The 17,503-nt window shown below is 66.0% G+C and carries 18 protein-coding genes; 9 read left to right on the forward strand and 9 right to left on the reverse strand.

Translation table 11 applies throughout. The features are described 5' to 3' along the window. Positions 1–9: 9 nt before the first annotated feature. Positions 10–480, reverse strand: coding sequence for a hypothetical protein (locus MXB53_RS08230; RefSeq protein ID WP_248896895.1), 471 nt, complete (start codon positions 478–480; stop codon positions 10–12). Between the two features lie 6 nt (positions 481–486). Beyond that, positions 487–801 (reverse strand): AbrB/MazE/SpoVT family DNA-binding domain-containing protein, encoded by a 315-nt coding sequence (locus MXB53_RS08235; RefSeq protein ID WP_248896896.1) that lies wholly within the window; start codon positions 799–801, stop codon positions 487–489. 164 nt (positions 802–965) lie between these two features. On the opposite strand from MXB53_RS08235, the gene MXB53_RS08240 reads away from it, so the two are divergent. After that, the gene (locus tag MXB53_RS08240; RefSeq protein ID WP_248896897.1) at positions 966–1,598 is read left to right on the forward strand and encodes a MaoC family dehydratase; all 633 of its coding nucleotides are present in this window, start codon (positions 966–968) and stop codon (positions 1,596–1,598) included. A gap of 42 nt (positions 1,599–1,640) precedes the next feature. On the opposite strand, the gene MXB53_RS08245 is transcribed toward MXB53_RS08240, so the two are convergent. Further along, the gene (locus tag MXB53_RS08245) at positions 1,641–1,994 is read right to left on the reverse strand and encodes an OB-fold domain-containing protein (protein ID WP_248898090.1); all 354 of its coding nucleotides are present in this window, start codon (positions 1,992–1,994) and stop codon (positions 1,641–1,643) included. Between the two features lie 2 nt (positions 1,995–1,996). Further along, positions 1,997–3,151, reverse strand: a complete 1,155-nt coding sequence (locus MXB53_RS08250) for a thiolase domain-containing protein (RefSeq protein ID WP_248896898.1) — start codon at positions 3,149–3,151, stop codon at positions 1,997–1,999. Positions 3,152–3,264: 113 nt separating this feature from the next. On the opposite strand from MXB53_RS08250, the gene MXB53_RS08255 reads away from it, so the two are divergent. The 3 genes from MXB53_RS08255 to MXB53_RS08265 are packed head-to-tail and all read left to right on the forward strand — an operon-like array spanning position 3,265 to position 6,382. Then, positions 3,265–4,107: an MBL fold metallo-hydrolase gene (locus tag MXB53_RS08255; RefSeq protein ID WP_248896899.1), complete on the forward strand. Its 843-nt coding sequence runs from the start codon at positions 3,265–3,267 to the stop codon at positions 4,105–4,107. Positions 4,108–4,158: 51 nt separating this feature from the next. Continuing rightward, the gene (locus tag MXB53_RS08260; RefSeq protein ID WP_248896900.1) at positions 4,159–5,427 is read left to right on the forward strand and encodes a hypothetical protein; all 1,269 of its coding nucleotides are present in this window, start codon (positions 4,159–4,161) and stop codon (positions 5,425–5,427) included. A 58-nt stretch (positions 5,428–5,485) separates the two neighbouring features. Further along, the gene (locus MXB53_RS08265; RefSeq protein WP_248896901.1) at positions 5,486–6,382 is read left to right on the forward strand and encodes a phosphoribosyltransferase HisG-related protein; all 897 of its coding nucleotides are present in this window, start codon (positions 5,486–5,488) and stop codon (positions 6,380–6,382) included. Between the two features lie 55 nt (positions 6,383–6,437). Here the strand turns inward: MXB53_RS08265 and MXB53_RS08270 are convergent, their stop codons facing one another. Continuing rightward, positions 6,438–7,373: a transcription initiation factor IIB gene (locus MXB53_RS08270; RefSeq protein WP_248896902.1), complete on the reverse strand. Its 936-nt coding sequence runs from the start codon at positions 7,371–7,373 to the stop codon at positions 6,438–6,440. 191 nt (positions 7,374–7,564) lie between these two features. Here MXB53_RS08270 and MXB53_RS08275 point away from each other — a divergent pair, with 191 nt between their 5' ends. Next, the gene (locus MXB53_RS08275; RefSeq protein ID WP_248896903.1) at positions 7,565–8,380 is read left to right on the forward strand and encodes a TrmB family transcriptional regulator; all 816 of its coding nucleotides are present in this window, start codon (positions 7,565–7,567) and stop codon (positions 8,378–8,380) included. On the opposite strand, the gene panB is transcribed toward MXB53_RS08275, so the two are convergent. Together panB and MXB53_RS08285 are read right to left on the reverse strand one after the other, a co-directional pair. After that, entirely contained in the window at positions 8,377–9,144 is a 768-nt protein-coding gene (panB, locus tag MXB53_RS08280; RefSeq protein ID WP_248896904.1) for a 3-methyl-2-oxobutanoate hydroxymethyltransferase, read from the reverse strand. The genes MXB53_RS08275 and panB overlap by 4 nt on opposite strands. A gap of 31 nt (positions 9,145–9,175) precedes the next feature. After that, positions 9,176–10,087, reverse strand: a complete 912-nt coding sequence (locus MXB53_RS08285) for a ketopantoate reductase family protein (RefSeq protein WP_248896905.1) — start codon at positions 10,085–10,087, stop codon at positions 9,176–9,178. A 72-nt stretch (positions 10,088–10,159) separates the two neighbouring features. Here MXB53_RS08285 and MXB53_RS08290 point away from each other — a divergent pair, with 72 nt between their 5' ends. Then, positions 10,160–11,212, forward strand: a complete 1,053-nt coding sequence (locus MXB53_RS08290; protein WP_248896906.1) for a transposase — start codon at positions 10,160–10,162, stop codon at positions 11,210–11,212. Between the two features lie 249 nt (positions 11,213–11,461). Here the strand turns inward: MXB53_RS08290 and MXB53_RS08295 are convergent, their stop codons facing one another. Continuing rightward, positions 11,462–12,091, reverse strand: coding sequence for a TetR/AcrR family transcriptional regulator (locus MXB53_RS08295; protein WP_248896907.1), 630 nt, complete (start codon positions 12,089–12,091; stop codon positions 11,462–11,464). 82 nt (positions 12,092–12,173) lie between these two features. On the opposite strand from MXB53_RS08295, the gene MXB53_RS08300 reads away from it, so the two are divergent. The 3 genes from MXB53_RS08300 to MXB53_RS08310 all read left to right on the forward strand — a co-directional run bounded on the left by MXB53_RS08300 (position 12,174) and on the right by MXB53_RS08310 (position 17,137). Beyond that, a complete protein-coding gene (locus MXB53_RS08300) occupies positions 12,174–13,802 on the forward strand; it encodes a COG1361 S-layer family protein (protein ID WP_248896908.1) in 1,629 nt (542 codons plus the stop codon). A 28-nt stretch (positions 13,803–13,830) separates the two neighbouring features. Further along, a complete protein-coding gene (locus tag MXB53_RS08305) occupies positions 13,831–16,317 on the forward strand; it encodes an efflux RND transporter permease subunit (protein ID WP_345779723.1) in 2,487 nt (828 codons plus the stop codon). An 88-nt stretch (positions 16,318–16,405) separates the two neighbouring features. Further along, positions 16,406–17,137 carry an RAD55 family ATPase gene (locus MXB53_RS08310; RefSeq protein WP_248896910.1) on the forward strand — a complete coding sequence of 244 codons (732 nt, stop codon included), beginning with the start codon at positions 16,406–16,408 and terminating at the stop codon, positions 17,135–17,137. Here the strand turns inward: MXB53_RS08310 and MXB53_RS08315 are convergent, their stop codons facing one another. After that, positions 17,138–17,473, reverse strand: a complete 336-nt coding sequence (locus tag MXB53_RS08315) for a winged helix-turn-helix domain-containing protein (RefSeq protein ID WP_248896911.1) — start codon at positions 17,471–17,473, stop codon at positions 17,138–17,140. Positions 17,474–17,503: the final 30 nt, after the last annotated feature.

Raw genomic sequence — 17,503 nt, forward strand, 5'->3', positions numbered from 1 at the left:
AGACTCCGGTCAGGCCGACTCGGTCAGCTCTTCGGCGGAGGCAACGGCGTCTTCGGCCGTCTCCTCGGCTTCGGCCTGCAGCTGTTCGATCGCGTCGAAGCTGTCCGTGAGCAGTTCGCGCTGGGTCTCGCTCAGCTCGTCGAGGGACGCCTCGGCTTCCTCCAGGCTCTGCAGGAACGACTGCCAGGCGTCCTCGTTGATCTCGTCGACAGCCTCGAACTGCTCGTCGACGGCGGCTTCGAGTTCGACGACGGACTCCTCGGGGAGCACCGACTTCAGGCCGTCGAGGTAGGCCTCGATTGCCGTCTTCGAGAGGGTCACGCCGCTCTGCTGGACCGACTGGAACGACTCGGCGGCGTCGAACCAGGTCTCGGTGGCGGTCCGCTGCACGTCGAGGCTGGTCTCGGCGGCACGGCGGGTCTGGTCGATCATCGTACGCTGCAACTCGAACGCCGAACTGAAGGGGTTGTTAGCACTCATTGGAGTTCACTCCGAATTCTGTTTGACTGGGATGACGATCGTCTGGACGATGTCGCCGTCCTCGATGTCGAGCGCTTCGCGCTCGGCGTCGGGGATGCTGATGCGACCACCGCTCTGCACACGGGTCTTGAACATCGCCGTTCCCATGCTCATCGCGCCGAGCTGGGAGAAGCCGTCGAAGCCACCACCGGTGCTACCCGACATGAAGCGTTTGAACAGCTCCATCTGCTGCTCGACGGCGTCTTCGCCGGCGTTCTGGAACTGCTGTCCGAACGGCATGGGCGGCCACATCGGCGATCCATCGTCCTCGTCTTCTGTCATCCTTATCACATCCAACGCGTCCCAGAGGTATAAGCGTTACTTTGTTTACCACTCTATACCATTCAAAGACATCTGATGGTCAGGCCGGCCACACAGGCTCACGACCGGATCCACCGGTCGCGGGAAGCGACCAGTCTTTAACCACGGACGCACAACGATACCCAATGACAGAACGAACGTCGACAACGGACCTCGCGGACGCGTGGCTGCAGTCCCAGAAGCACCTCTCGAACAGCGTGGAGCATTTCTACAACAGCGTGATGGCCGCCAACCAGGCGATGCTGTCGGATACGGACGATGACGACGAGGACCGGCAGCCGGCGCCGTCGCCGGAACTCACCTACTCCAAGGCGGAGTGGTCGTTCGAACACACCGACGACGAAGAGGCTGGTGTCGTCAGCGTCGGCGACCGCATCGAGTTCTCGAAGACGCTCAGCGAGGCGGAGATTCAGGCTTTCGCCGACGCCAGCGGTGACACGAACCGCCTCCACCTCGACGCCGACTTCGCCGAGGAGACGCGATTCGGCCGCCAGATCGTTCACGGAACGCTCGCCTCCGGCCTCATCAGCGCCGCCCTCGCGCGCCTGCCCGGGCTGACCATCTATCTCTCCCAAGATCTCCAGTTCCTCGGCCCCGTCGACATCGGCGAGACGGTCACCGCCATCTGTGAAGTCGTCGAGGATCTCGGCGACGGCCGGTACCGCCTGACGACGGTCGTCGAAGACGAAGACGGCGAGACGGTCATCGACGGCGAAGCCATCGTCCTCATCGACGACCTGCCCGAAGCCGACGAGTAATCGAGCGTATCGCGCGGAAAAATCGGGCGCTCTCTTCCTTCCTCAGATCGGCTCGAACCGGTAGCCGTCCCAGTCGATGGCGTCGGGTTCGCGGATGCCGGCCTCGGGGTCGCGCAGTTCCTCGACGTACACCGGCCGCACCTCGTCGCCGATCTCTATCTCGTCGGTCGTGACGCCGCCGATGGCGCGCACGGGTTCGCCGTCGACGTCGAACTCGACGATGGCGAGCGTGTTCGGTTCGCGCACGCCGGGCGGCGTGGCCATGCTCGTCGTCCACGTGATGACTTCGGCGGTGTGTTCGCTGAGGTCCACCGAGTCGACCGGTTTCTTGCCGCCCGGGCCGATCGGATGGCCGGGGTACGTGATGCTGCCGTCGGGGTAGCGGTATGCTTCCATCATTATGCTGCCTCCAGAATGGTGGTGATGACGCAGTTCCCGAACCCGCCGACGTTGCAGGCGAGGCCGGTGTCGGCGTCGTCGACCTGTCGTTTCCCTGCGTCACCGAGCAGTTGTTCGTAGATTTCGTACACCTGGGCGACGCCGCTGGCGCCCAGCGGATGGCCCTTGGATTTCAACCCGCCGGAAGTGTTGATCGGCAGGTCGCCTCCGATTTCGGTGCGCCCCTCCTCGACGGCTTTCCAGCCCTCGCCTTTCTCGAAGAACCCGAGGTCCTCGCTCTGGAGGAACTCGAGGATGGTGAACATGTCGTGGAGTTCGGCCACGTCGATGTCCTCCGGGCCGAGGTCCGCCATGTCGTAGGCGATGTCGCTCGACTCGACGACGCCGCGCATCGTCGTCGGGTCCGCGCGTTCGTGCACGACGTGCGTGTCCGTCGCGCCGCCCACGCCCGAGACGAGCACGTAGTCGTCGGTGTACTCCTTGGCGACGGACTCCGGACAGAACATGAGCGCTGCGCTCCCGTCCGTGATGGGACAGAAGTCGTACAGGCGGAGCGGGTCGGCCACGATGGGCGACTCCAGTACCGTCTCCAGATCGACCTCTTTCTGGAACTGGGCGTGTGAGTTGTGGACGCCGTGGCGGTGGTTCTTCACCGCGACTTTCCCCAGACTCTCGCGCGGCGCGTCGTAGGTATCGAGATAGAGACGCGCCGTCAGCCCCGCGAAACTCGGGAGCGTCACGCCGTGTTTGTACTCCGCCGGGTGGGTGATGGAGGCGATGACGTCCGTCGCCTCGGCGGTCGTTCGGTGGGTCATCTTCTCGCCGCCGACGAGCAGCGTCATGTCGCTGGCCCCGCTCGCGACCGACTGCCAGGCGTGTTTGACGCCCGCCCCGCCGCTCGAACTCGTCTGATCGATGCGGGCCGCATACGCCGGCATCGCCGCCAGGTCGTGCGTGAGCGCGTTCATGATCCCCGTCTGCCCCTCGAACTCGCCGCTCGCCATGTTCGAGACGTAGAGGTGGTCGATGGCATCGGGTGCGACGCCGGCGTCGTCCAGACACGCCGTCCCGGCCTCCGACAGCAGGTCGAGGATCCACCCGTCCCGCTGACCGAACTGGGTCATCGACGCGCCGATGATCGCTACGTTCTCCATACACCCCCACGCGCATGCCACTGATTTACCGTTTGCCCTTGGCGCGTCTGGTCGGAATGCGGCACCCTCACACGACCGCAACGCTTAGACGCCGACCGGACGGACCACCACCCATGTCACACGAACTCGGCGAGAGCGACTGGGACGACTGGCTCCCGACCGCCGTGGCCGACGCCGACCCCGAGACGGTGGCCATCTGGTATCTCGGCTGCAACGGGTTCGTCCTGAAGGGCCGCGACGGCACGACGCTGTTCATCGACCCCTACCTCGGCCTGGGCGATCCGCCACGCACGGTCCGGATGCTCCCCGTCCCGTTCGACCCCAGCGACGTCTCGTCGGCCGATGCCGTCCTGGCCACGCACGAACACTCCGATCACGTCCACGGGCCGACGCAGGCACCCATCCTCGCGTCGACAGGGGCCGACTACTACGCCCCCGACGCCAGCATGGCCGTCGTCGAACGCGAGGCCTGGACCGACGAGTGGGGCGTCGTCGCCGACCAGTTCGTGACCGTCGCCGAGGGCGACGAGTTCGACATCGGCGAGTTCACGGTCCACGTTGCCCCGGTGAACGATCCCGACGCCGACCATCCCGTCGGCTACGTCATCGAACACCCGACCGGGACGGTGTTCCACGGCGGCGATACCCGCTATGCCGATACGTTCTCCCAGCTCGCCGAACGCTTCGACATCGACCTCGGAATCCTGGCGTTCGGGTCTGCGGGCATGATCCCCGACAAGGAGACGGGGACCCCGAAGCGAACGCAGTGGTACGCCGACGAGAACGGCGTGATCCGCGCGGCCGAGGCGCTGGAACTCGATCGCCTCCTCCCGAGTCACTGGGACATGTGGAAGGGGCTGACCGCCGACCCCACCGTCCTCCACCCCCACGCGCGCAGTTTTCCCCATCCGAAGCGCTTGGACATCGTCGAAATCGGCGACCGAGTCGATCTGTAGTCCGTTCGATCCGCCGGTTGTTTTATGCTACTACTCCGACTGTCATCGGGCATGGCGAACGATCCAGACCCCGAGACCCAGGTGTCGGTGTCGACGGGGGAGGTGCGCGTCGAGAAGACGTTCGAAGCCGATCGGTTCCCGGTTCCGGCCATCGCGTTCGAAATCGAGTCGCTCGTCGACTACCCGGTTCGCATCCGACTCGTGGATCAGATCCCCGAGTCGTTCGCGATGGAAGGGGTCGGATTCCACCCCGACTACGACAGCGACCACTGGACGGCCTACCGCGACCATCGCGTCGCGTACGAACGCACGTTCGATCCTGGTGAGGACGTGCTCACGGTGTACGGCATCCGCATCGACGACCCGGAGGAGGCGGCGGCCTTCCTCGGCGAACCGACGGTCGAACTCGTCGAAGTCGAGGACGGAGACGACGCGGGTGATGTCCTCGGCCGCGAGACGACCCAGGTCGTCCGCGACGCGCTCTCCGGGGAGTCGGACGGTGAGCTGTCGGGGCTGGAGAGCGAACCGGACTCCATTCTCGACGACGCGCCCGAACCCCGATCCCGCGACGAGGGCCTCGAGACCGTGATGGGCGCTCGCGACGAAGACGTCTCCGCCGTCGAGACGGAGGAGGAAGACGACACCGTCAGTTCGGCCGAGGCCGCCGCGGCGCTCGATCCGCGGGACGGTGTCGACGCCGAGGCGGAAACGGCCGATGCCGAGGAAGCGGACGCAGGAGTGGGCGCCGCTGAGGGTGCCGCGGCCGGCTCGGTGGCGGCCACGCTCGCGGCCGAGCTCCGATCCGGCGACGTCGACGACGACGACCTCGCCGTCCTGCAGGACGCGTTCGACGGGGAACTGCCGACGAGCGCCGACGCCCGAATCAGTCGCCTCCAGTCACAGATCGAGGACCTGCTGGCCTACCGCGACGCGCTCGCCGACTTCCTCGACGAGAAGGGCACGGCAGAGGAGATGGTCGACGAGGTGTCCGACGAGGTAAGCGCCCTCGCAGATCGCGTCGCATCGTTGGAGGAGTCGCTGGCGGCGGCCGACGACGACCGAGAGGACCTCCACGACGAACTGACGGCGCTGTCAGACACCACCGCCGAGCTCTCCGATCGGATCGACTCGGTCGACGACCAGCTATCGGGTGTCGAGACGCGGATGGAGAACGTCGACGACCGACTGACGACGGTCGAGTCGTTCCGGTCGGACATCGACGACATCGAGTCGGAACTGGACGAGATCCAGGACGAACTGTCCGACGTCCAGACGTTCCGAGAACGGCTCAACAGCGCCTTCGGGCCGGGTGAGGAGTGACTGCGGCCGCGACGCGCGAAGCGCAATCGGTAAAGCCCGCGCCCTCGTTCAGTCCACAATGACCGAGACGGTTCGGATCGCCGTCCCCCGCAAGGGACGGCCGCTGGAGGCGGTTCTCGAACGCTTCGCGACCGTCGCCGGCGCGGACGAACTCGCCGACGACGTCTCCTCGACGCTCCGGTACGAGAAAGCGATCACCAAGGAGAGCGCGATGGCCGAGCGCAGCGTCTACGACCGACTCGCCGCGTACAGCGATGTCACCGATCCGTACGCGCCGGAGTACACCCTCCTGCGCGACGACCGGGCGGGGAAGCCACGCCGGATCGTCTTCGATAGCGCCGCGCTCGACATCGGCGGCGTTCGGGTGGAACTGATCGGCCGGGAGGAGCCGTTTCGGGCGCTCCGCACCCACGAGTTCGCGCTCGGATTCGACAGCGCCGACCTCGTGTTGGAGGAGGTGGTCACGCTCGGCGAGACGGGCGTCGAATCCATCGCCGACGTCAACGACCGGATCGACCCCCGGGAGACGGACGTTCGGGTCGTGAGCGGCCTCGGCGATACGGTGTATCACACCCTGCTCGCGACGCCGGAGGTGGTCCCGCCCGGCACCGATCTGGACCGCGCGTTCGTCGCCGACTACGCCGGCCCGCTCTGTATCTCGCCCCGATACGAACGCCTCGTCGAGGCGATTCTGGGGACGAAAGCGGTCGAGAACGTCGAGTTCACCCATCCCGAGCCAGGGATGACGGAGGAAGCCGCCATCGCCGACGCGGGACTGGGCGTCTATCTCACGCGAACGGGGTCGACGGCCCGCGAACACGGCCTCGTGGTCGGCGAGGACCTCTTCCCGAGCGAGACGGTGTTGATGGAGAACGTCGCGGAAGCGGGCGCCGAAGCGGCGCGACTCCGGGATGCGATCGTCGGGGCCGATGTCGAGACGGCGATCAGCCCCTAGACGGCGCCGCGGGCGGCGTCCGGGTCGGGGCCGATGTCGAGACGGCGATCAGCCCCTAGACGGCGCCGCGGGCGGCGTCCGGGTCGGTGCCGGCCTCCAGCAACTCGGTGTAACGGTTGCGGACGGTGACTTCCGAAACGTCGCTCACCGAACACACCTCCTTCTGGGTCACTTTCTTCCCCTCGAGAATCGAGGCGGCGTAGAGCGCCGCCGCCGCGAGGCCGACCGGACTCTTGCCGCTGTGGACGTCGTTCTGCATCCCCTCTTTGAGCAGGGAGCGCGCCCGCGCCTTCGTCTCGCCGTCGAGGTCGAGGTCCGACGCGAACCGCGGCAGATACTCCAGGGGGTTGGCGGGTTCGATGGCGAGACCGAGTTCGCGGACGATGTACCGGTAGGCCCGCGAGAACTCCTTGCGGTCGACCCGGCTGACGGGTTCGAACTCGTCGAGGCTCCGGGGGACCGACGCCTGGCGGGCGGCGGCGTACACCGACGCCGTCGCCATCGCTTCGATGGACCGCCCGCGCAACAGGTCGTCCTCCAGCGCCCGACGGTAGACGACGCTCGCCGTCTCGCGGACGCTCTCCGGCAGTCCGAGCGCCGACGACATCCGATCGATTTCGCCGAGCGCCTGCTTGAGGTTGCGCTCCTGGGCGTTCTTCGAGCGGAACCGCTCGTCCCACGTCCGGAGTCGCTGGAGTTTGCGACGCTTGCTCCCGTCGATAGTGCGCCCGTTCGCGTCCCGGTCCTGCCAGTCGATGACCGACGAGAGGCCGTCGTCGTGCAGGAGTTTCGTCGTCGGCGCCCCGACGCGACTCTTCTCCGCGCGTTCGCTGGAGTCGAAGGCGCGCCACTCGGGGCCGTGGTCGATCTCGTCTTCCTCGACGACGAGCGATGCGTCACACTCCGGGCAGACGCGCTGGTCGGTCCGGCTCTCGGTCGTGGTGTGCTGTGCCCCGCCGGTCTCTCGGAGGGTTCGGAACTCCTGGCTCATGATTGGGGTCAGCGGCGCGTGGCAGTCGGTCGCGCTTCAGTTGCGGGTTGTACTGGTAGTATCTTAATAGTTTCTCCTATGTTTTGATTCCAATAGAAACAACTCGCGTGCCGTGCCAACGAAGGCCACTGTCTGACCCGACTCTTTTTGGTGGTGTCATCCCAACTCGGGGACGACACGGGAGACTCGTAGTGACGCAAAACCCATCACCCGACGCCGAAAGCGACTCATTCGTCGAAGAGGCAGTCGGCACGCTCCGGACGTTCGAACTCACGGAGTACGAGGCGAAGTCGTTCGTCGCCCTGATGCGCCTCCGCGAGGGGACGGCAAAGGAAGTGAGCGAAGTGGCGGACGTACCGCGCGCACGCATCTACGACAGCATGGACGCCCTGCAGGACCGAGGACTGGTCAGCGTCCAAGAGTCGAAACCTCGGCGCTTCCGGGCCGTCTCACCCGACGAAGCGGTCGACCTGCTCGAACGCGAGTGCCGGAGTCGCCTCGACCGTCTCGGCGCTGTCCTCCCGCGCCTCGGCTCACCTGACCGCTCGACCGGCGCGGGCGAAGTCTGGTCGATGGAGGGGGAAGCCGCCGTCTCGGAGCGGCTCGCGACGCTCGTCGACGACGCCGAACATGAGGTGTTGCTGGCCGTCGGCGTCGAGGCACTGCTCGGCGACGAACTGGTCGACGCGCTGACGGACGCGGCCGACCGCGGCGTGACGGTGGTGGTCGGGTCGCCGGGCGAGCCGATCCGTGACCGCCTCCGTGACTGCCTCGACGACGCCGATGTCGTCGAAACCTGGACCTGGTGGGACGCCTACCCCATCGAGACCGGCGCCGTCACGAGCGTCCTCATGGTCGACGGGGACGCCCTCCTCGTCAGCGCCGACGCCGCCTCCGACCTCCCGGGCGTTCGCAATCACCGCGCCATCTGGACCGACAGCGCCGACGCGCCCGTCGTCGGACTGATGCGACCGCTTCTCGCGACGGCGATCCGCGGCCCGGACTAGGGGAAGTCGCCGTCCTCGACGGCCTCCCGGAACGCGTCCACCGCCGCTTCCATCTCCCCGCGCACGTCGCCGAACTGTTCCGCGAACGGGGGACTGGAGTCGGACAGCCCGATGACGTCCGTCACGACGAGCACCTGCCCGTCAGTCTCGGGGCCGGCCCCGATACCGATCACCGGGATGTCGAGGTCTGCAGTCACGTCGGCGGCCAGGTCGGCGGGGACGTGTTCGAGCACCAGCGAGAACGCGCCGGCCGCCTCGTGGCGCCGCGCCAGATCGCGAATCTCCGCCGCCGCAGCGTCGGTCGTCCCCTGACGGACGTACCCCATCTGATTGCGTCGCTGCGGCGTCAAGCCGAGATGCGCCATCACCGGAATCCCCAGCTGGACCAGTCGCTCGGTGAGATCGACGGTGTGCGGACCGGATTCGAGTTTCACCGCGTTGGCGCCTGCCTCCTTGACGAGTCGGCCCGCGTTCTCGATTCCCTCTCCCTCGGTCGTTCCGTAGCTCAAAAACGGCATGTCGGCGACGACGAGGGCGTCCTCGGTCGCGCGGACCACCGCGCCGGTGTGGCTCTCGATTTCCTCGAGCGTCACGGGGAGCGTCGAGTCGTAGCCGAGCATCGCGTTGCCCACGCTATCGCCGACCAGAATGACGTCGATCCCGGCCGCGTCAACGATCGACGCCGTGGGCGCGTCGTACGCCGTCAACATCGTCAGCGGTTCGTCCCCCGCCGACGCCCGCCGTATCTCCTGTACCGTTGGCATCGTCGGCGACTCGCACGCCGGGGAATTAATCCTAGCCCTCGTGGAGTCCCGCACCGACCTCCCAGCCACGGATCAGCGCCGCGAGCGTTCGGTTGCTCGGCACCGCGCGATCCGCCTCGGCCGCCCGGTCGACCACGTAGCCGTTGATCGCGTCGATCTCCGTGCGCCGCCCCCGCGCGATATCGCGGTACATCGACGACCGGTTTCGCGCCGTCTCGCGGGCGACGGTCTCGACGGCTTCGACCGCCGCCGCGTCGGTGAGCGAGGCCCCGTCGGCGCGGGCGACGCGGGCCGTCTCGGTCGCCGTCGCCGCCGCGAGCTCGGCGAGCGCGTCCGTCTCCGCCACGGCCCCGTTCTCGACGCGCGCGAGCGCTGTGAGTGGGTTGATCGCGGCGTTGACCGCCAACTTCTCCCAGAGGCGACTCCGCGCGTCGGTCGTGACCGACGCGTCGGCGTCGGCCGCGCGAAACGCCTCGACGACCCTGGCGACGGGTTCGGACGCGTCCGGCGGCCGCCAGGCGCCGACCGTGACCGTCCCCCGGCCGAGCCACTCGACGTGGCCCGGTTCCGCGAGGCGGGCGCCACAGGTCGCCGTCCCCGCTAGCACCGGTGCGTCGACGTGCGCCGCGAGGATGTCCTCGTTGCCCATGCCGTTCTGCAGGGAGAGGACGGCGCCGACATCGCCGGTCGCGAGGTCGTGGGCCGCCGTCTCCGTGTCGTAGGCTTTCACCGTCACGACGGCGAGGTCCGCGCTGGCGTCTCGGCCCGCCGTCGTCGCTGCCGGCCGGACGTCGAGCGTCTCGACGCCCGTGATTCGGAGGCCTGACCGCTGTATTGCGGCGATATGGGGATCACGACCGACGAGCGTCACGTCGTGGACGCGCGCGAGCAGTCCCCCGACGAGACTCCCCAGACTCCCGGCGCCGTAGATCAGGACGTCCATCGATACCTCGACACACGAGCGCCAGCGACGGATACGTTTCGGTTCGGCCGTCCGCGTCCCGTTACACGTGTAATGGTCGAGGTAAGCGTGGAAACCACGTTCCGCAATCCCAGCCGCTCTCGCCGTCAAGAGTGGCAACGCGTCACCCACATCCTCCGCGAATGCAAACAACGGCTTGTAGACGGCTGGGAAGACGGCACGCTCCCCCCGTCCGTGACAACTGGCGACATCGACAACCCACTCTACTCAGCACTCCAAAACCAAGCCATCCGCAACGCGAAAAGCGACTACGACGACGAACCCATCGAGTACACGGGCGAACAGCCTATCGAAGTCAACAACCAAAACTGGGAAATCCACACGACAGAGAACGACTCTGTTATCATTGGATTTCCCTGCATTAGTGATTGGTGGTACACGCCAATTCACGTACACGACAGCATCCAAGAACCCGTCCAAGCCCTACTTGATGGCGACGCTGAGAAGACGAAACTCAGTGTCTGGCGTGAAGGTGACGACTGGCATTGCTCGTTCACCATTGAATACGACGAGCGACAAGATGGGGAGGAAACACCCATTGGTGTTGACGTTGGCCACAACTACATCCTCGCTGCAACGCCAGACGATGCGAGTGCTGACTCGTTCCTTGTGAGTGGCAAGGAACACAAGTTTGTGCGGCGGTACTACCGTTCCCTGCGCGACTCCCTACAGGAAACTGGGGCGCATCGCGCCCGAACTCGCGTGGGTAACAAGGAGTACCGTCGCATCCAAGACATGAACCACACCCTCTCGAAACGGCTTGTCGAATATGCCAGTCAGTTCGAGAATCCCCTCATTAAACTCGAAGACCTCGAAAACATCCGTGACGGTAGCGAGTGGTACGGCGTTCATTCGTGGCCGTTCTACGAGCTCCAACAGTTCATCACGTACAAGGCCGAGAAAGAAGGGATTCGTGTCGAGAAGGTTGACCCTGAGAACACAAGTCAGGAGTGTAGTCAGTGTGGTGAACTTGTGGGTCGTGACGGGAGCAAGTTCGAGTGTCAGCACTGTGGCTATGTGCGGCACGCGGATTTGAACGCGGCGGAGAACATCAGTCAGAGAGAGGGTGACCCATGCACGGCGTAACACTTCGGGTGACGCAAACCGTGCGGCCCAGCAGGCTGAACACCCTGCCGACCGCTTCGCGATCGCCTGCCACGTGCAGGTGGGAAGGCTCGTTTGACCGAGCTACACGCGCTGGAAAACACGCCCTTGGTAACAACTGGGCAGTGACCGTTGACGCTGGCCACGCGAAAGCGTATTTAAGCCGCCGAGGAAACGCGCAACCCTAATATCCCCATCGGGGAATCCCACCCCTTCAGGGGTGGGAGGAGGTCAATGATCCTCGTTCGACCCCGACTCCCGGAGTAGCCGCGCGCGGAGGTAGGCGTCCAGTTCCGCCCGCACGGCCGCCGTATCGGCGCCGTCGTCGGTGGTCGCGCGCCGACTCGTGGCACCCGTGATCGCCGTCAGGATGAACTCCGCGACCGGTTCGGGGTCGACCGGCCGGTAGACGCCCTCCTCGATACCGCGCTGGATGATGTCGGTGAACTGCTCGCGGAACCGCCGGTCGTTGGCCGTGAAATACGTTCGGAACGTCTCGTTGTGGGGCGACTGCCCCCGGAGTTCGACCATGACGTTCGTGAGTTCGGCGCGCTCCGGCTCGGGATCGGGCGCGAGAGTAAAATCGAGCACGTTCCGGAGGCAGTCGTGGGCGTTCTCGGTCGCCGGCTGTGGCATCTGTGCGGCGAAATGGTCGAGCAGATACTCCAGGAGTTCGACCAGCACCTCGTCTTTGCCGTCGTAGTGCTGGTAGATGAGCGACTTGCTTTTCGGGAACTGTTCGTCGATCCGCTGGATCGTGAGGTTCTCGTACCCGTGTTCGATCAGCGCTGCGTAGGTCGCCCGCATGATCGCCGTCCGCGTCTCGTCGGCGTCGTCGCGAAAGGGGTGATCGAATGCCACGGTGAATGAACGTTCATTCACAAGCTATATAGTTCATTCCGTCTATCTATGCGAACATCAGCGCCCCTGCGCCGCTCAATCCATGACCGCACCACACCGGAACGCCCTCCTCGTTGTCCTCGTCGTCACCGCCACCGTCGCCGCGACCGGAATCGCCGCCGGCCAGTCGTCGTCCGGGACCGTCATCGGTCGTCCCGACATCGATCTGTACAGTTCGACGACCGAAGTCGAACCCGGTACCCGGACGGAACTCGATCTGGTGCTCTCGAACGACGGCCAACTGACCCGTGGCGGTCCCGCGGAGTACGAACAGCGAGTCACGACCGCCCGTGGCGCGTCGGTCGAAGTCGAGGCCGGTCGCACGCCGTTCGAAGTCAACACGGGCCGCGTCGCCGTCGGTGACGTTCCGCAGGGGACGACGCCCGTCGGCCCCATTTCGCTCACCGTCCCGGAGGATGTCGAACCGGGGCGGTACCGCATCCCCGTCACCGTCTCCTACGGCTACACCGTCAGCGTGGAGTACGACGCCATCAGCGCACCGACGTACAACGATCTCACCCGCGAGGAGACGCAGTATATCACGGTTCGCGTGCGCGACCAGGCGCAGTTCGACCTCGTGAACTCCGAGACGACGGCCCAGGTCGGCGATACGGGCACGCTCTCGGTGACGCTCGAAAACGACGGCACGCGCCCGGCACGCGACGCGAGCGTCGTGCTCTCGTCGTCGACCGACGAACTCACGCTGGGGAGTCAGTCGACTGCCTCCACCGGCTACGTCGGCGAATGGGATCCCGGCACCGAGGCGATGGTGAACTACACCGTCGCCGTCGCCAACGACGCCACACTGCGCAACTACAGTCTGACGGCGCGCGTCGAACACGAGGACACTGACGGCATCGCGCGCACGTCGGAACCCATCGCGGTCGGCCTCCGCCCCGCGCGCGAACAGACCTTCGCGCTCCGCGACGCGAACGCGACGCTCCGGGTCGGCGAGGACGGGACCTTCACCGGCACGGTCGTCAACCAGGGGCCGGACGTGGCCCGCCAGCCAGTGGTGGTGTTCCATTCGTCGAACCCCAACATCGACATCGAGTCCCGAGAGTACGCCCTCGACACGCTCGAGCCGGGAGCAGCCGGCGAGTTCGACTTCGACGTCTCGGTCAGCGACGCAGCGAGCGCCAGCACCCAGCAGTTCAACGTCTCCGTGCGGTATCGCAACCAGCGCGACGACATCCGCCGGAGCGACGCGCTGGAGCAACGCGTCGCCATCGCGCCCCAGCGTGATCGGTTCGTCGTCGAGGCGGTCAACCGGACCGTGGTCGCCGGCGGCACCACGACACTCGACATCCGCGTGACCAATCAGGGTGACGAACCCCTCCGCGACGTGGAGGCCAAGGCCTTCGTCCAGGCGCCGCTGAGCAGCGGCGACGACGAGGCGCTGGTCTCGACGCTCGCGCCCGGCGAGACGCGAACGATCACCATCGGGTTGAGCACGAGTCCGAACGCCCTCCGGAAGGCGTACCCGGTCTCGCTGGATTTCCAGTACGCGCTCCCCGACGGTGACACGCAGGTCTCGCGGACGTATCGGCTGCCGATCACCGCCGAACCGCCGGCGCAACGCGGCCCGCCGGTCGTCCCGCTCACCGTCGGTGCGCTCGCGGTCGTTCTCGGCCTGTCCGTCTGGTATCGCCGGCGCGACGGGGGCAACTGACCGATACGTGTCCCGTCCCGATTTCCGAATCGACGCCGAGCGGTACGTCGACGCGCTCGACGCGTGGATCGTCGACCGTCCCGGCCGCGTTATCCTGCTCTTTCTCCTCATCTCCGGGCTGTTCGTCGTCGGCCTCGGCGGTGGCGGCACCGACTCCGGCACCGACCAGTTCACCGAGGACGTCCCCGCGGAGCAAGCACTACAGGAGGTGAACGACAACTTCGAGCGCACCACCTTCGACGACGGCAGCGGGACGACGCAGTTGATCCACTCCGGGACGAACGTCCTCTCGAAGCCCGAACTCCTGCGGATGCTCCGGGCACAGCACCGCCTCACCGACCACGACGACTTGCAGGTGTCGGGGACGGCGAGTGTCGCGCGGTCGGTCGCTCGCACGCTCGACCCCGAGGCGGACTCCCTCGCCGACGAGATTCGGGCGGTCGAACGGTCGACGCCCGGGGAAATCGACCGCGCGGTCCGGGAGACGGTCGCTGGCAACCCCCGGCTACGGTCCCTGCTCAGCGACGACTACAACGCCCGGTCGGCGTCGGCGTCGGCCACTATCGGCACGGTCTCGCACCGCTTGCCAGGTGGCGGGAGCGAAGGCGCCGGAACCAGCGGCACCAGCCCGCTCACGTCGATCCAGCTCCAGGCCGCATACGTCGTCTCTTCGGTCGGCGGCGACATCACCGTCTTCGGGAGCGGCATCATCTCCGAGGAACTCGGCAACGTCATCAACGACTCGCTCGCGCTGGTGATCCCGGCCGCCATCGCGCTGATCCTGTTTTTCCTGATCGTCGCCTACCGCGACCCGGTCGACCTCCTGCTCGGCCTGATCGCTCTCGCGATGACGATGCTCTGGACCTTCGGCTTCATGGGACTCGCCGGCATCGCGTTCTCGCAGCTGCTCATCGCGATTCCGCCGCTGCTGCTCGCCGTCGGCATCGACTTCGGCATCCACGCGATCAACCGCTACCGCGAGGAACACGTCGACGACGTGAGCGTTCGCGAGGCGATGCGCATCACCACGGATCAGCTCGTCGTCGCCTTCTTCATCGTCACGGGAACGACAGTGCTCGGCTTCGCGGCCAACCTGAGCAGCGGGCTGAGTTCGATTCGCGAACTCGGCATCGTCGCGGCGGTCGGGATCGTCTTCACCTTCTTCGTGTTCGGTGTCTTCCTGCCGGCGACAAAAGTCGTCGCCGACACGTGGCGCGAACGCCTCGGTATCCCGGAGTTCGGCTCCGCGGCGCTCGGCGACGAGGAGTCCCTGCTCGGCCGGGTCCTCCCCGTGGGCGTCCACGTCGCCCGCGCGGCGCCGAAGCTCTTTCTCGTCGTCGTCCTCGTCTCGACGGCGGTCATGGGCCAGTACGGCGCCGGCGTCGACAGCCGGTTCACCCAGGACGACTTCCTCCCGCCCGAGGAGCCGCCCGCGTACCTGGACTACGTGCCCGAACCGTTCCGTCCCGGCGACTACACCGTCACCCAGACGACGAACTTCCTGGAGCGAAACTTCCAGACCGGGGAGCAGGACACCACGACGGTGTACGTCGAGGGGCCGTTACATCAGGACTACGCGCTGGAGGCGCTGTGGCGGGCGGGCGACGACCCACCGTCGAGTTTCGTCGCTGACGACGGCCACGCCCGGGAAACGAGCATCGTGACCGTCATTCGGGACTACGCCGATCGCGACCCCGAATTCGCGGCCCTGGTCGCGCGCAACGACCGGAACGACAACGGGATTCCGGACGATAATCTCCGGACCGTCTACGCCGCGCTCCTGGATTCGCCCGCACGCGGGCAGGCGCTGAACTACATCACCGACGACTACTCCAGCGCGCGCATCCAGTATTCGGTCGAGGCCGACGCGAGCCAGGAGGCCGTCACCGACGACACCCGACAGGTGGCCGACCGGGTGCGGTTCGAGGCGACGGCGACCGGGAACGTCATCGTCCTGAAGGCCGTCTCGGACGTGATCGGCGAGTCGGCGTTCCGGAGCCTCGTGGTCGCGCTCGTCGCCGCGGCCGCGTTTCTGGTGCTGGTGTATGGGGCGCTCGAAGGGCGCCCCTCCCTCGGCCTGGTGAACGTCCTGCCGATCCTCGTCACCGTCGCCGCCCTCGCCTCGACGATGCGCTATCTCGACATCCCGTTCAACGTGCTCACGGGGACGAGCCTCTCTATCGCCATCGGGCTGGGAATCGACTACTCGGCGCACCTCCTCCATCGCTTCGTCGAGGAGTACGACGCCGCGACCGATGTCGACGATGCGTTGCTCGCCACCGTCCGTGGTACCGGCGGCGCGCTCACCGGAAGCATGCTGACCACCGTCTCGGGGCTCGGCGTCCTCTGGCTCGCCATCTCGCCCATCCTCGGGCAGTTCGGGCTGTTGATCGCGCTGAGCGTGCTCTACTCGTATCTGGCCTCGATCCTCGTGTTGCCGACGACGCTCGTCCTGTGGGATCGTCACGTCTCCAGCGGCTCCGGGCGAGCGCTGGACCTGCCCGCGGCCGACTGATGATCAGTCCGTTACCGCACCCGTCTGAGCGGGTGCGATTCGACACCCGTTGGGAACCTATTTCAGTCCGTCCCCGCAACTACGGGCAATGACGGAGCTGACACGAACCGGCATCGAGGGGCTGGATTCGATCCTCGGCGGTGGCATCGTCAACAACGCGACCGTACTGATCAGTGGGAATCCGGGAACTGGCAAGAGTATTCTGGGGCTCCAGTACATCTACAACGGCGTCACGCGCTTCGACGAGAAGGGCATCTATCTCTCCTTCGAGGAAAACGCCGAAGACATCGCGCAGGCGGCCGACTCCATCGGCTTCGAGAACTGGCGGGAACTGGTCGACGACGGACAGATCCTGGTCTACGACAAGCAGGAACTCCTCCGTCACAACGACTTCAACGCGACGCTGGACCAACTGCTGGCGGCCTTCGAGGAGACGGAGTACGAACGGCTCGTGCTCGACTCGCTGACGATGTTCGAACTGTTTTTCGAGGACGAGAAGGAGAAGCGGACGTACCTGCTCAAGTTCTCCGACATCCTGAAGGCGAACGGGTTGACATCGCTGCTCATCGCCGAGCAGTCCGCGGTGTTCCCGGAGCAAGATATCGGTCTTGAGAATTTCCTCACCGACGGTAACATCTACCTGATACAGACGCCCACGGAGTCGGGCGTCAATCGGTATCTCTGGGTGGCCAAGATGCGAAAGCAACAGATCGAGACGGACATCTTCCCGATGAATATCGACGAGGGTGGCATCACCGTCCACGAACGCGCGGCCGGGTTCTCGATGATGGGCCAGCAGAACGACCCGTTCCCCGAGTGATCACTGCGAAAGCGTCCGCCACGCCTCGTCGAGACGGCTGGTGACTTCCTGGCGTTCCTCCACGGTGACGGATATCTCGTCGTCCGTGAAATCCACGACCACTTCCTCGACGTTTCGGCGATAGACGTTGACCCGGCGTCGTTCGTCCGAGAGGACGCGGTCGTGGTGTTCGAGCAACTCCGCGTCCGTCAGTTCCTCGATCCGCCGGTAGCAGGTAGCGATCGGAATGTCGAGTTCGTCGCTGAGTTCCTGGGCCGACCGCGGTTCGTGCGCGAAACTCAGTATCTCGGGGTTGTACTCGTTGCCCAGAACCCGAAGCAGTTCAGTTCCGTCCATTCGTTATCATTTTAGATACGCCCATCCACA

Source organism: Haloplanus sp. XH21 (genome assembly GCF_023276355.1).
Lineage (GTDB): Archaea > Halobacteriota > Halobacteria > Halobacteriales > Haloferacaceae > Haloplanus > Haloplanus halobius.